At 72.1% G+C, this 13,447-nt stretch carries 12 protein-coding genes and 1 riboswitch; of the genes, 9 read left to right on the plus strand and 3 right to left on the minus strand.

Annotated elements, in window-relative coordinates:
• The first annotated feature begins 13 nt into the window (after positions 1-13).
• From MED01_RS19990 to MED01_RS20010, 5 genes are all read left to right on the plus strand, one after another.
• A complete protein-coding gene (locus tag MED01_RS19990; RefSeq protein WP_238670074.1) occupies positions 14-985 on the plus strand; it encodes an alpha/beta fold hydrolase in 972 nt (323 codons plus the stop codon).
• Positions 986-1,092: 107 nt separating this feature from the next.
• On the plus strand, positions 1,093-3,210 hold the full coding sequence (locus MED01_RS19995; RefSeq protein ID WP_238670075.1) for a HelD family protein: 2,118 nt from the start codon (positions 1,093-1,095) through the stop codon (positions 3,208-3,210).
• A 106-nt stretch (positions 3,211-3,316) separates the two neighbouring features.
• Positions 3,317-4,234: a cation diffusion facilitator family transporter gene (locus MED01_RS20000; RefSeq protein WP_238670076.1), complete on the plus strand. Its 918-nt coding sequence runs from the start codon at positions 3,317-3,319 to the stop codon at positions 4,232-4,234.
• 118 nt (positions 4,235-4,352) lie between these two features.
• A riboswitch (cyclic di-AMP (ydaO/yuaA leader) is annotated at positions 4,353-4,484 on the plus strand.
• Positions 4,485-4,489: 5 nt separating this feature from the next.
• On the plus strand, positions 4,490-5,554 hold the full coding sequence (locus MED01_RS20005) for a coiled-coil domain-containing protein (RefSeq protein ID WP_372493689.1): 1,065 nt from the start codon (positions 4,490-4,492) through the stop codon (positions 5,552-5,554).
• 143 nt (positions 5,555-5,697) lie between these two features.
• Positions 5,698-6,207 (plus strand): hypothetical protein, encoded by a 510-nt coding sequence (locus tag MED01_RS20010; protein ID WP_238670077.1) that lies wholly within the window; start codon positions 5,698-5,700, stop codon positions 6,205-6,207.
• A 341-nt stretch (positions 6,208-6,548) separates the two neighbouring features.
• Here MED01_RS20010 and MED01_RS20015 read toward each other — a convergent pair whose 3' ends face one another.
• Positions 6,549-7,016, minus strand: coding sequence for an SRPBCC family protein (locus tag MED01_RS20015; protein ID WP_238670078.1), 468 nt, complete (start codon positions 7,014-7,016; stop codon positions 6,549-6,551).
• A gap of 188 nt (positions 7,017-7,204) precedes the next feature.
• Between MED01_RS20015 and MED01_RS20020 the strand changes: the two genes are divergently transcribed.
• Positions 7,205-8,182, plus strand: a complete 978-nt coding sequence (locus MED01_RS20020; protein WP_181518436.1) for a 1-phosphofructokinase family hexose kinase — start codon at positions 7,205-7,207, stop codon at positions 8,180-8,182.
• On the plus strand, positions 8,179-9,006 hold the full coding sequence (gene surE, locus MED01_RS20025; RefSeq protein WP_238670079.1) for a 5'/3'-nucleotidase SurE: 828 nt from the start codon (positions 8,179-8,181) through the stop codon (positions 9,004-9,006). The genes MED01_RS20020 and surE overlap by 4 nt, the downstream gene beginning before the upstream one ends.
• An 18-nt stretch (positions 9,007-9,024) precedes the next feature.
• On the opposite strand, the gene MED01_RS20030 is transcribed toward surE, so the two are convergent.
• Positions 9,025-9,387, minus strand: coding sequence for an STAS domain-containing protein (locus MED01_RS20030; protein ID WP_030330302.1), 363 nt, complete (start codon positions 9,385-9,387; stop codon positions 9,025-9,027).
• A 386-nt stretch (positions 9,388-9,773) separates the two neighbouring features.
• Between MED01_RS20030 and MED01_RS20035 the strand changes: the two genes are divergently transcribed.
• Complete coding sequence (locus tag MED01_RS20035; protein WP_238670080.1) at positions 9,774-9,914, plus strand: hypothetical protein; 141 nt, start codon at positions 9,774-9,776, stop codon at positions 9,912-9,914.
• A gap of 154 nt (positions 9,915-10,068) precedes the next feature.
• Positions 10,069-10,467: a hypothetical protein gene (locus tag MED01_RS20040; protein WP_238670081.1), complete on the plus strand. Its 399-nt coding sequence runs from the start codon at positions 10,069-10,071 to the stop codon at positions 10,465-10,467.
• Positions 10,468-10,619: 152 nt separating this feature from the next.
• Here the strand turns inward: MED01_RS20040 and MED01_RS20045 are convergent, their stop codons facing one another.
• Positions 10,620-13,343 carry a cellulose binding domain-containing protein gene (locus tag MED01_RS20045; RefSeq protein ID WP_238670082.1) on the minus strand — a complete coding sequence of 908 codons (2,724 nt, stop codon included), beginning with the start codon at positions 13,341-13,343 and terminating at the stop codon, positions 10,620-10,622.
• Between the last annotated feature and the right edge of the window lie 104 nt (positions 13,344-13,447).

Consider the following 13,447-nt stretch of genomic DNA (forward strand, 5'->3'; position numbering starts at 1 on the left):
TGGGGAGGTGGCGATGCCGGAGCGGTTCGAGGTCGGTCTGCCGGACGGCGTACGGCTCAACGTCGAGGCGACGGGTCCGACGGACGCCCAGGTCACCGCCATCCTGCTGCACGGCTGGACGCTGGACGGGCGCGCCTGGCGCCGGCAGGTCGACGCGCTCACGGCACCGCCGTTCGGCGCTGCCGTGCGGGTGGTGGCCTACGACGCGCGGGGGCACGGCCGGTCCAGCTGCATGGCGCTGCCCACTGCCACAGTGGCCCAATTGGGTGACGACCTGGCCGCGGTGATCGACGCGGTCGCGCCGACCGGCCCTGTGGTGCTGGTCGGGCACTCGATGGGCGGCATGACGATCATGGAGTACGCGCACCGCCACCCCGCGCACTTCGCCGCCCGTACCGCCGGCCTGGTCTTCGTCTCGACCACCGCCGAGGGGCACACGCACACCGTCTACGGCCTCTCGCCGCGGATCGCCCGGTTGATCCGGCTGGCCGAGACGACCGGCGCCGGCGTGCTGGCCCGGTGTGGCTCGTGGCGCGCGCCCCGGGCACTGCTGAACGCGCTGCAACCGAGCATCCGGTGGATGCTCTTCGGTGACCGCTGCGAGCCGGCCGACATCCGCCTGGTGACGTCGGCGGTGGCTCGGGCCTCGCTGCGCTCGATCGGCGGGTTCCGCGCCTCCATCGGCGCCCAGCACCGGCTGGACACCCTCGCCGCGTTGGCCCACCTGCCGGCCGCCGCCCTGGTCGGCGACCGGGACCGGCTGACCCCGCCACCGTGCGCCGAGTCGATCGCGGCGGCTCTGCCGGCCACCGAGCTGACCGTCTGCCCCGGTGCCGGGCACATGCTGATGATGGAGCGTCCGGACGAGGTCAACGCCGCGCTCACCGGCGTGGTGCGGCGGATGCTCGCCGAATCGCCGCCGGCTCACCGTGGCGCATCGCCGCCGGCTCACCGTGACGCGGCCCCTGCCGAGACGGGCGCCTGAGCACGTTCGCGCACCTCGGGCGCGGCGGGTCGGCTCCGAGGCCGTACTCTTCTCGGTTGGCTCGCGCGGTTCCCGCCGCCTGCCGGCGACCTCTGAAGGAGCGTGCGTTGACCGACCAGACCGGCCTGGAGCAGGAGATCGCCGTCGAGCAACGACACCTCGACCGGGTGTACGCCCGACTGGCCGAGCTGCGGCAGTCGGCCGTCCGCGCCGAGCGTGACGGCTACCGGATGGCCCGGGTGGGCACGCACGGCGCCCTGGTCGAGCGCGACGCGATGGTCTTCCACGCGGCGCAGCGGCGGCACACCCTGGACGCCGAGCACGAGGGGCTGGTCTTCGGCCGGCTGGACCTGCGCGACCGTCAGGTGCTGCACGTCGGGCGACTGGGGATCCGCGACGAGAACGCCGTGACGCTCGTCGTCGACTGGCGCGCACCGGCCGCCGCCGCCTTCTACCAGGCCACACCGGCGCAGCCGCTGGACGTGGTGCGGCGCCGCACCATCCAGTCCCGCGCCGAGCGGGTCACCCGGATCGAGGACGACCTGCTGGACCCGACGGCCGCTCCGGAGGGGATGACCGTCGTCGGTGACGGCGCGTTGCTGGCCACCCTGTCCAAGGCCACCGGGCGGGGCATGCGCGACATCGTGGCGACCATCCAGCGGGAGCAGGACGAGGCGATCCGCTCGCCCGGCTCCGGGGTGACCATCGTCGCGGGCGGCCCCGGCACCGGCAAGACCGCTGTCGCCCTGCACCGGGCCGCGTTCCTGCTGTACTCCGACCGCAGCCGCTACGCCGGCGGCGGCATCCTGGTGGTCGGCCCGTCGTCAGTCTTCGTCGAGTACATCGGCTCCGTGCTGCCGTCGCTCGGTGAGGACACCGCGACCCTGCACTCGCTGGGCACCCTCTTCCCGGGGATGACCGCCACCCGACCCGACCCGCCCGAGGTGGCGGCGGTGAAGGGCTCGCTGCGGATGCGCCGGGTGCTGGAGCGGGCGGCCCGCGACGCGGTGCCGGGCGGCCCGGGTGAGCTGCGGTTGCTCTACCGGGGCACACTGCTGCGGCTGGACCGGACCGCGCTGGACCGGATCCGGGACCGCGCGCTGCAACGCGGCGCACGACGCAACGAGGTGCGCCGAGCCGGCTTCGACGGGGTGTTCGCCGCGCTCTGGACGCAGGCCCGTGAGCTGAGCAGCGGTCGACTGCCGGAGCAACCGGCCTTCGAGGCGGAGATCGCCGAGCGGTCGGAGTTCCGGGAGTTCCTCAAGGCGTGGTGGCCCCGGCTGCACCCCCGGCATGTCCTCGGCTGGCTGGCGCAGCCGGACCGGCTGCGCCGGTACGCCGGGGGGATCCTCTCCTCGGCGGAGATCCGGCTGCTCAACGCCGCGTACCGGAACCTGGACTCGGCCGGGCTGACAATCGCCGACGTGGCGTTGCTGGACGAGTTGGACGCGCTGCTCGGTAAGCCCGCACAGCCGGCCCGAGCGCGACGCGATCCGTTCCAGCTCGCCGGCGGCGTCCGTGAGCTGAGCACCCTCGGTGAACGGCAGCGGGCCGCCCGCGCGGCGGCCCGGGAGCGCCCGGAGGACTACCGGGAGTACGCGCACGTGGTGGTGGACGAGGCGCAAGACGTCTCGCCGATGCAGTGGCGGATGATCGGTCGGCGCGGCCGACTGGCCTCCTGGACAGTGGTGGGCGACCCCGCCCAGACCGCGTGGACCGGCGATCCGGAAGAGCTGACCCGAGCCCGCGACCAGGCCCTGGGCCGGCGCAAGCGGCACGACTTCACGCTCACCACCAACTACCGCAATTCGTCGGAGATCTTCGCGGTGGCGGCGGCGGAGATCCGTCGGCTCTACCCGGACCTGCCGCTGCCGACCGCCGTCCGCTCCACCGGGGTCGAGCCGGTGGAGCTGGTGGTGCCCGCGACCGGGTTGGAGACCGCGACAGTGGAGGCCGCCGCCGGCCTGCTGGCCGAGGTGGAGGGCACGGTCGGCGTGATCACGCCGGTCCCCCGCCGGGACGAGGTCGCCGGGTGGTTGGGCGCGCTCGGCGCGCCGAGGTTGCAGGTGGTGACCAGCCTGGAGGCCAAGGGCATGGAGTACGACGGGGTCGTGCTTGTCGCCCCGAGCGAGATCCGGGCGGATCCGGGGGCCGGGGTACGCACCCTGTACGTGGCGCTCTCCCGGGCCACCCAGCGGCTCACCACCATCGACCCGACCGGCTGACGTGTGCGGACTGCCGCCAGCGGAAGGTGGTGGCCATACACTTGCACACATAGCGATGTGAGCATACATTTGACCGGGTCCCGGCCGGCGGCGGAAGGTGGTTCTCGTGGGCGCAGGTCATGACCACCACCATGGGTCCGTCGCCAATGCCGCACACCAGCACCGAGGTCGACTCTGGGCGGCATTCGGCCTGCTCGCCACCCTGATGGTGGTCGAGGCGGTGGTCGCCCTGCACACCGGCTCGCTCGCCCTGCTCTCCGACGCCGGGCACATGTTCACCGACGTGCTCGGCATCGGGATGGCGCTCGCCGCCATCACGGCGACCCGGCGGGCCACCGGCGACCCGCAGCGCACCTTCGGGCTCTACCGGCTCGAGGTGCTCGCCGCGCTGGCCAACGCCGTCCTGCTCTCCGGCGTCGCGATCTACGTGGTGATCGAGGCGATCCGCCGTTTCGGTGACCCGCACCAGGTCATCGCCGGCCCGATGCTCGCGGTGGCAGTGCTCGGCCTGCTCGCCAACATCGCCGCCTTCGCGCTGCTGCGCGCCGGGGCCCGGGAGAGCATCAACCTCCAGGGCGCCTACCTGGAGGTGCTCGGCGACCTGCTCGGCTCGCTCGGCGTCATCGGCGCGGCCCTGCTCATCACCGTCACCGACTGGTGGTGGGCCGACCCCCTGGTCGCGGTCGCCATCGGCGTGTTCATCCTGCCGCGCACCTGGCGGCTCGCCCGCGCCGCCATCCGCATCCTCGTGCAGGCCGCCCCGGAGCACCTCCAGGTGACGGCCGTGCACGACCGGCTCGCCGCCGTCCCCGGGGTCGTCGAGGTGCACGACCTGCACGTCTGGACGCTCACCTCGGGCATGGAGGTGGCCTCCGCCCACCTGACCATGGCACCCGGCGCGGAGGTCGGCGCGGTGCTCACCGCGGCGCGTACGGCCCTGCACGACGACTTCCGCATCGAGCACGCGACGTTGCAGATCGAGCCCGGTGCCGCTTCTGGAGCCTGCGGCTCCATCGAATGGTGACGGAGTCGTACTTTTCCGTGGTGACGCACGCACCGTCCGTCACATTGGCTGCAGCAGCCCCACCGGCACCGGTAGGCTCGGTCCCGGCCTCCACCAGGCGGCGCCCTCCCGGCGCCGGTGGCGGTCGCCGCCTAATCGCCCAGCTGGGCGAACCGGGGAACCATGTTCCTGGGGTGCATCCGCGTCAGCGGTAGGGATCTTCCGTCCCGAACCCGTCAGCTAACCCGGTCGGCGGCTGACGGAAGGACATGCGCAGTGGCACCAGCACGACCACCCGCCGCCCGACTGGCGGCCCTGATCGTCGCGATGTTCGCCCTCGGCGTCGCGCTTCCGGCCGGCACCGCCTCGGCCGCTCCCCCGACCGGCCTGCGGGCCGCCGCGCCCGACTCCGACGAAGAGGGCGGCACCCCGGCGTTGCGCGCCCAACTCGAGGCGGCCAGCAAGGGCTACCTGGACGCGAAGCGCGCCCTGGACACCTCAGTGCAACGGCAGAAGCAGCTCGCCACCCAGCTGAAGACCATCGAGGTCGAGATCGAGCAGCGCAACGGCAAGGTCGGCGAGATCGCCGAAGTGGCCTACCGCACCGGCCGGCTCGGTGCGATGTCGGCGCTGCTCAACAGCAACACCCCCGAAGGTTTCATGGACCGGGCGGCGGCGCTGGACGCGGTGGCGGCCAACGAGGACCGGGTGCTGCGCGACCTGCTGAACAGCAAGGACAAGGCCAACCGCACCCGGGTCGCCCTGGACGGCGAGATCAACGAACAGCGCAAGCAGGTAGCGGTGATGGCCAAGCGCAAGGAGCAGGCCGAACGGGCCCTGACCGTGGCCACCACACCCAGACCGCAGACCACGGCCGACGCGGGCTCCAACCGGGGCACCTCCAGCGCCAACGCGACTGCCGCGCCGCGCAACTCCGACGGCTCCTGGCCCTCCGAGTCGTGCAGCGTCAACGACCCCACGCCGGCCAGCGGCTGCATCACCCCGCGCACCCTGCACGCGCTCAACCAGGCAAAGGCGGCGGGCTTCACCCGGTACGTCTCGTGCCACCGCCCCAGCGGCTCCGGTGAACACCCGAAGGGCAGGGCCTGCGACTTCGCGGCGCAGAAGGGCGGCTTCGGCGGGAACGCCACCGGCGGCGACAAGACCTACGGCAACAACCTGGCCGCGTACTTCATCCGCAACGCGGACCGGCTCGCCGTGCTCTACGTGATCTGGTACCGGCAGATCTGGCTGCCCAGCAGCGGGTGGAAGTCGTACAGCGGGGCGCACGGCACCCCGTCGACCGACCACACCAACCACGTCCACCTGTCGGTCTACTGACCCAGCCGTCGTGATGCCTGTGAGTCATCGTGATGACTCACAGGCATCACGTGCGTCCGGGGGCCGGGCTACGTCGCCGGGCGTACCCGTGATGTCGTCGCTCGTCGGACGACCCGGCCGCGGTTCGCGGGCAGCATCGCGGTATGCCTCGGATCCGACCCACCACCCGCAAGGCGCTGCTCGCACTGCACCTCGTCACCTCGCTCGGCTGGCTCGGCGCCGACCTGGTGCTGCTCACCCTCGGCATCGCCGTGCAGCGGGGCGCCGACCCGGCGGTGGTCTATCCGGTCACGGCCCTGGTCGGCACGGTGCTGTTCGCGCCGCTGAGCGTCCTGGTCTGGCTGATCGGAGTCGCCAGCTCGCTGCTCACCCCGTGGGGCCTGCTGCGCCACCGTTGGGTGCTGGTCAAGCTCGTGCTCACCACCGTGATGGTCGGGCTGGTGCTGTTCCTGCTCACCCCGAACCTGCGCCACGCCGGAGCGGTCGGCGCCGCCCTGCCGGCACGGGATCGCGCCGACCTGGTCATCGCGCCAGCGGTGTCGACCAGCCTGATGATCATCGCGACGGTGCTGTCCACCTACAAGCCGTGGGGTCGACGTCCCGCCGCCCGACCGGCCCGCACAACCCGTGATCGCGCCGCAACCACGATCTAGGCTCCTCCCCCGCTGCACGCCGGCAGCAGGTCAAGGCCATAGCCCCAAGCGCAAGTGGCGTGCCCTGCCCCGCAAGTGGCGTGCCCTGCCCCGCAAGTGGCGTGCCCTGCCCCGCAAGTGGCGTGCCCTGCCCCGCAAGTGGCGTGCCCTGCCCCGCAAGTGGCGTGCCCTGCCCCGCGAGTGGCCTGCCCGGCCCCGCGATCTTGCACTTAATGTCCCGACACATGGGGCATTCCGCTGATATCTACAATCGAAACTGCAAGATCGACGCAGCGGGCGGGGCGGAGCGGCGCGGGGGCGGGGCGGGGGGCGGGGGGCGGGGGGCGGGGGGTCAGGTCAGGTCAGGTCGGGTCTGGGGGGTTGCTGGTGCGGTCGAGGGCGGCGCCCAGCCGGGTGGCGAGGGCGAGGTGAGCGGCCTGGGCCTGGCGGAACGCGTACCGGAACAGTGGCGTCGGCGCGGCCAGGGTGATCTCGACGTCGATGCGGACCAGCCCGTCCGGCTCGGCGCGTAGTCGGGTGTGGTTTCGCACCGTGGTGGCCGGCCACTGGCGGGCCACCATGACGATCTCGTCGGCGTCGCTGATCAGCACGTCCGCGTGGTAGGTGGTCCGGAAGCGCAGCGGACCGGCCGCCAACCGATCGTTGATCGTGTAGCTGGCCTGGGCGCCGGGCCGGGTTGGCACCCGGCGAACCCGGACGATCAGCGGATGCAGCTCGCCCTGCCGGGTCAGGTCGCTGAGCAACGCTGCCGCCTCGGCGGGTGAGCACCGGGCCTGGACGGTGTAGCTGAAGGTATCGCTGCTGAGCACACCGTCTCCCGCCGTCGGTTGTCGCCCGATCGTCCCGTACCGATGTCTGGCTGGCAACGCCCCGGGCTTTCAGCGCCGCGCCGGACCGGGCCGATGCGACGACCTGCCACCACCTGCGCCATTAAGGTCGGTTAGTGCGAAATCTTCCGAAAGTGCCGGAGGGCGGCCAGCATGAACGGCGACGACCGATGAGTGGACACGTGATGGTCTTCGCGCCCACCCCGCAGCTGACGGTGACTGTGGACCAGCCCAACGACCACCCCGAGCTGCACCTGCACCCTGGCGGGCAGGGCGTCTGGCAGGCCCGGATGGTGATCTCCCTCGGTGTCGACGTGGTGCTCTGCGCCGCCCTCGGCGGTGAGATCGGCCAGGTGCTGGAGCCGCTGCTGGTCAGCGAGGGCGTCGACCTCAAGGTGGTGGTCCGTGACTCCGGCAGCGGCGGGTACGTGCACGATCGGCGCGAGGGCTCCCGGCAGGAGATCGCCGACGTGCCCGGGCAGCCGCTGAGTCGGCACGAGATCGACGAGCTGTACAACCTCGCCCTCGGCGAGGGCCTGCGGGCCTCGGTGAGCATCCTCAGTGGGCCGAACGAACCATGGCTCGTACCGGCCGACCTGTACCGGCGCTTCGCCGCCGACCTCGGCGCGAACGGCGGGCGGGTGGTGGTCGACCTCTCCGGCGACCACCTCGGTTCGGTGCTGGAGAGCGGGGTGTTCTTCCTCAAGGTGAGTCACGAGGAGTTGATCCGCGACGGCCGCGCCCGCAGCGACGACACCGAGGAGCTGACCCGGGCCATGTACGAGTTGCACGCGGGCGGCGCTGAGACGGTGGTGGTGAGCCGCGCCGACCAGCCGGCGTTGGCGCTCATCGACGGGGAGCTGTTCCAGGTCGAGATGCCCCGGCTGGAGGCCGCCGACCCACGCGGCGCGGGCGATTCGATGACGGCCGGGGTGGCGGCCGTCGTGGCCAGGGGCGGGGACATTCGGACCGCCATCCGCACCGGCGCCGCCGCTGGCGCGCTGAACGTGACCCGGCACGGCCTGGGCACCGGGCGGCTGGACTCGATCACCGGCCTGGTGGACCGGGTCCGGCTGGTGCCGGCGGACAGCCGGCAACAGGAGCGGACCACCCCTGATGAGTTGGCCGGCCGGGTGGTCGAGCGATGACGGTGCGGGTGTTGATCACCAACGACGACGGGATCGCCGCGCCGGGGATCCAGGCGCTCGCCTGGGCTGCCCAGCAGCGGGGCCTGGACGTCGTGGTGGCCGCGCCGATGGAGGAGGCGAGCGGCACCAGCGCCGCGATGAGCGCCATGGAGCGCGACGGGCGGGTCGTCGTGAACGACCACCCGCTGCCGGACCTGGCGGGTGTGCCGGCGTACGGGGTCGCCGGGTCCCCGGGGTTCATCACGCTGATCGCCCTGCACGGGGCGTTCGGCCCACCGCCGTCGGTGGTGCTCTCCGGCGTCAACCGGGGCGCCAACGCCGGCCGGGCTGTGCTGCACTCCGGGACCGTTGGCGCCGCGTTCACCGCCGCCACCAACGGCTGCCGGGCGATGGCGGTCTCCCTGGACGTGCTCTCCGCCGGCGAGGCGACGGCCGCGAGCGGTGGCGTCGCCGTGGACGCCGCCGCCCGGGTACGCGACGCCGAGCGGCACTGGGGCACCGCCGCGCGGGTCGCCCTGGACCTGCTCCCCCGCTTGACCTCCGCGCCCATGGAGAGCGTGCTCAACGTGAACACTCCGGACCTGCCGCACGGGCAACTGCGCGGGGTGCGGCGCGGCACCCTGGCCAGCTTCGGTCAGGTGCAGATGACTGTGGCCGAATCCGGCCACGGGTTCGTCCGTACCTCGCTGGAGGAGCCAGGGCAGGCCGCACAGCCGGGCACGGACGTGGCGCTGCTGGCCGCCGGGTACGCGTCGGTGACGGCCATCCGAGCGGTCAGCGAGGCGACCGACATCGACCTGACCGGCCTGGACGAGCAGCCCTGACGGGGGCGCCCGGCGCGCTCAGGCGCCGGGCAGCACCTCGGGGGTGGCGGCACCGGCGAAGTAGGGCTCCGGGGCGCCGAAGAGACCGAGCAGGCCGGTCACCCAGAGCTGTCGGTGCACGAACCGACTCGGCTCGGTGACCACCAGCTTGACGTCGCTGACCTCGGCTGTCTGGAAGCCGGCGACCATGGCGCTGATGCCGACCGAGTCGATGAAGGTGACCAACCTCATGTTGAGTTCGATGCGCAGAGGGCGGCCCTTGGCCAGCACCTCAGCGATCGCTTCGCGCACCTCGTACGCTGTGTCGACGTCGATCTCACCCCGTGGGGCGATCTCCACGACACCACCGGACAGGACCGACTTCACGATCGACAGGCTCACGCGAGCACCTCCACCCGCCCGTCCCCCGGGCGCCTCATCAGTACGCGGGCCGCGACCGAGAGTATTCCTCCGACGGCCTCGGTCGCCACCCCTCGGGATGAGCAATTCGCGGATCCGGGCCCACAAAGGCACCCATATCCGTACTTTTCAGCATCTGATTACTCAAGACTTTTCGTTATCTGACCATCGACGATCGGTCGTGACCGGCCCGCCGCCGAACCAGGGTAGCGGTCCGGGCCCGGCGCGCCCGACAACCGGCCCATGACGTACGCCTGCCCCGTGTGCCGTCGGCGTGTCGCCCACCCCCGGCCGGCGCGACCCGCGCCCCCGGTTGCCGACGCGCCCTAGCATCGGCCGGGACACCACCACGACGGAGAGGATCTTCGATGATCAAGCGACTTGCCGGGCTGGCCGGCGTCGGTGTTCTGCTCGCCCTCGTCCTGGCCTGCGGTTTCGGTGGCGGAGACGACGATGACGACGATGACGACGACTTCGCCAGAGGTGTCGCCGTGTCAGCGGTGCGCTGATTCGGTGGCGCACCGGGCTACCGGTGCGCCGCGGAGGTCGGGGTTTGCGTCCGGCTGACGCGGGGCACTGCGGGATAGGCGACACCGTGACGCGCTGGAAAGACGCCGAAGTCCGAAGTGGCCGGCGGCTTCGGCACCCGAGGAGGTAACCACGATGTTCGGAACCAACCTGCTGGACCGCCGCAGCAAGCCGGAGCGGATCGCGGACCAGGCCTGGGAGCACCTGCTCTCAGCCGTCAGCTACGCCGGAGACAGTGTGCGGGACACCGCCCGCTCGGCCCGCCAGAACAGCAGCGATCTCGCCGACGGGGCTGGTGACCTGGTGGGATCCGCCGCCGAGGAGGCGCGACGCCGCGCCTCGCTGGCCTTCGACGCGCTCGCCGGCCGTCAGCCGGCACTGCCCTGGACGCTCCTGATCGGCGCCGCGCTCGTCGGTGCGGCGGTCGGCTGGGCCGTCGGCTCCGCCGCACGGGCCGCCGGCAGCCGGGACGACAGTGCCGTCGACGACGTGGAGTTCGTCGACGTCGACCGCCCGAACTCCCCCGCCGTCTGAACGACAGCGCCACCACGGGCCCCGATCGACTCAGGTCGAGCGGGGCCCGGCGTGGTGTCGGGGTGGACCGGTCCGCCGGGTGCCGGACCCCTCAGGCGGCCCGGCGGACCGGTGTTTCGTGGTGATCCGGGGTCCCGCCCCGGATCGCCCGCTCAGCGGCTCGTGCAGGTGATGGCGGCCGGGGGCGTATTGCTACCGGCCCACGAGCCGAGGAAGCCGGCGGTGGTGCTGGCCCCGGCGGCGAGCGCACCGTTCCAGCCCGTGTCCCGGACCGACACGGCGGCCCCGGTCTGGGTGTGGGTGCCGCCCCAGAGCTGGTCGATCCGCTGGCCGTCGGTAAAGGTCCAGCTCAGGGTCCAACCGGCGATGGGGGCGCTTCCGGCGTTGCGGACCACCAACTCGGCCTGGAAACCGCCGGACCAGGAGCCGGTCACCCGGTAGGTCGCCGCGCAACCGGCGGACGGCGGCGGCGTGGTCGGGGGCGGCGTCGTCGGAGGTGGCGTGGTCGGCGGTGGCGTGGTCGGCGGTGGCGTGGTCGGGGGTGGGGTCGTCGGAGGTGGCGTGGTCGGGGGCTCGCCGCCGCTGCGGTCGGCGACCAGGATGCCGCGACCGTTGGTGCCGAGGTAGACCCGACCGTAGACACGCGGGTCTCCGGTCAGCGCCTCGGTCGGATTGCCGTACTGGTGGCGGTCGTCGTTGACGCGTACCCAGGTCGCGCCGGTGTCGTCGGAGCGGTGCACGCCCGGTTGACCGTTCACTGTGCCGTAGAGGAACACGGCGGGGTTGGTCCGCCCGGGTGCCGCCTTGCCGAAACCGACGTTGCCGGAGGCGCTGACGCCGTCCAGCCTGGTGAAGCTGGTGCCGGCGTTTGTGGAGCGCCACAGGCCACCCGGCCCAGCCAGCCACAACTCGCCGGCCCGGCCCGGCAGGGCCTTGAAACGTACGTCGGTGCTGGGCAGCCCGGTCGCCGCGGTCGGGGTGAAGCTGGCCCCGCCGTCGGTGCTCAGGTAGAAACGCCCGCCGCTGAAGCCGTAGAACCGGGTGGAGTCGACCCGATCGGATTCGACTGTGGCGTTCGCCGGGATGCCGGTTGACGCTGCCCAGGAGTTGCCGAAACCGACCGAGTGGACGACGCGTTGGCCCGCGTCACCGGGTGCCCAGACGAAGCGGCTGCCGTCGGCCGCGGCGGCCACCGTGCCACCGAGGTTGACCCCGGACGGTTCGGTGCCCTGGAACCAGGTGGCGCCGCCGTCGGTGGAGAAGGCGACGTGACTGTCGTTGGGCCGGTCGGCGTCGGTGAAGTTGCCGGCGCGCACCAGCACCGCGGGCTTGCTCTCGGCGTAATCGAGGCTGGTGGTGGACGTGAACACCGGCTGGGTGAACAGCATCGACGGAATCGTGTCCAGGTCGGTGTGTCGGAAGCCGCCGACGTCGCCGAGCGCGCTGATCAGGGGTGCGCCGCTGGGCGGGCTGATCAGGTCGAGGACTGCCGTTTCCTCCAGCCCTCTGACCATGGGTCGAAGGGTGAACTGGCCGCCGGTGTCCCACCGGGTCAGGTCGGTGGTGCCGTAGATGGTGGCGCCGGTGCCGTACATCATGCGGTTGGAGTCGTGCGGGTCGATCTCCACCGACTCGTTCATCCAGCCGAGCTTTGGCGAGTCCTCCGGGGGTGCCGGGTTGACACCGAAGGTCAACCAGGGCACCGAGCTGATGTCCATGGTGTAGCGGCGGGACCTCTCCGGGTAGTTGCTGAACTCCCAGATCCGCGTCCAGGTCGCCCCGCCGTCGGTGCTGCGGAAGAAGATCGCGTCCGGCCACCAGGAGACCTGAGTGGCCACCAGCAGGGTGTTCGGGCGTTGCCTGTCGATGGTCAGCCCGCTGTAGCCGAAGTAGGCGTCGGCGCTGGTGGAGGGCACCGGGCTGATCCGCGTCCAGGCCCCGGTCGACCGGGTGAACTTCCAGACGTCGCCCTTGCCGCCGTCGTACGGGCCGCCGGTGTCGCTGGTGGCGATGTAGAGGTGGCCACCGACCGGGTCGACGACCCCCTTGTGGGCCAGGTAGCCGGTGGGCTGACCGGGGATGCGTGCCCAGGTGACGCCGCCGTCGGTGCTGCGGTAGACCGGGTTCTGCTTGTCCGCCACTCCCACGTAGATGGTCTGCGTGGTGGAGCCGGAGGTGCCTGTGCTCTTGTCGAAACTGACAAAGGTCAGGCCCTGGTTCTGCCCGTTGTAGCCGTTCAGGTCGCTGGGGTCGGCCCGGTAGTTGCCGACGTTGGGGAAGGCGGTGACGCGGGCCCAGGTCACGCCGTGGTCGGTGCTGCGCCACAGCCCGTTGCCGCCCTCGGCGCCGTAGTAGACGATGCTGTTCCGGTTGGGGTCGACGGCGAGCCGCTCCCCCATTCCCCGGCCCGGCATGTTGCCGCCGTTCTTGAACGGCAGCTCGGTGGCCTGCCAGGTGGCGCCCTTGTCGGCTGAGCGCAGGATCGCGCCGTTGTTCGGGTCCCAGCCGTTGGTGTACATGCCGACCGCGGCGTACACCCGGTTGGTCTGCACCGGGTCGGTGGCGATGCTGACCACGCCGTTGTAGCCCCACCGGTCGGCGCCGACCCAGTCGAGCAGCGGCGTCCAGGACTGGCTGGTCTGTTCCCAGCGGTACGCCCCGCCGATGTCGGTGCGCGCGTAGATGAGGTTCTTCTCGGTGGGGTTGAAGACGATGCCGGGTACGAAGCCGCCACCGCCCACCGGGACGTTGCGCCAGGTGTACGCCTCCGCCGCGGCCGGGGTGGGGGTCGACCCGGCGGCGGTGAACGGGACCACCACGACGGCTGTGGCGGCGGCCAGCACGGACACGACAGTGCCGGCGAGACTTCTCCGCATCTAAGGTTCCTCTCGGGATGGAGCCCCGGGGGACGGGGTCGATCGCCTGGGTGACGCCGTGGCCCGGGGGACGAGCACGACGACGGGGACGGGTAGAGCTGCCC

The sequence above is a fragment of the Micromonospora alfalfae genome (genome assembly GCF_022230925.1).
Classification (GTDB): domain Bacteria; phylum Actinomycetota; class Actinomycetes; order Mycobacteriales; family Micromonosporaceae; genus Micromonospora; species Micromonospora alfalfae.

Excerpts from the sequence above, each read along its gene's own strand:
- MED01_RS19990 (WP_238670074.1), top strand. The coding sequence starts at position 14 with ATGCCGGAGCGGTTCGAGGTCGGTCTGCCGGACGGCGTACGGCTCAAC.
- MED01_RS20010 (WP_238670077.1), top strand. The coding sequence starts at position 5,698 with ATGCCTCGGATCCGACCCACCACCCGCAAGGCGCTGCTCGCACTGCAC.
- MED01_RS20020 (WP_181518436.1), top strand. The coding sequence starts at position 7,205 with ATGAGTGGACACGTGATGGTCTTCGCGCCCACCCCGCAGCTGACGGTG.
- surE (WP_238670079.1), top strand. The coding sequence starts at position 8,179 with ATGACGGTGCGGGTGTTGATCACCAACGACGACGGGATCGCCGCGCCG.
- MED01_RS20035 (WP_238670080.1), top strand. The coding sequence starts at position 9,774 with ATGATCAAGCGACTTGCCGGGCTGGCCGGCGTCGGTGTTCTGCTCGCC.
- MED01_RS20040 (WP_238670081.1), top strand. The coding sequence starts at position 10,069 with ATGTTCGGAACCAACCTGCTGGACCGCCGCAGCAAGCCGGAGCGGATC.
- MED01_RS20045 (WP_238670082.1), bottom strand. The coding sequence starts at position 13,343 with ATGCGGAGAAGTCTCGCCGGCACTGTCGTGTCCGTGCTGGCCGCCGCC.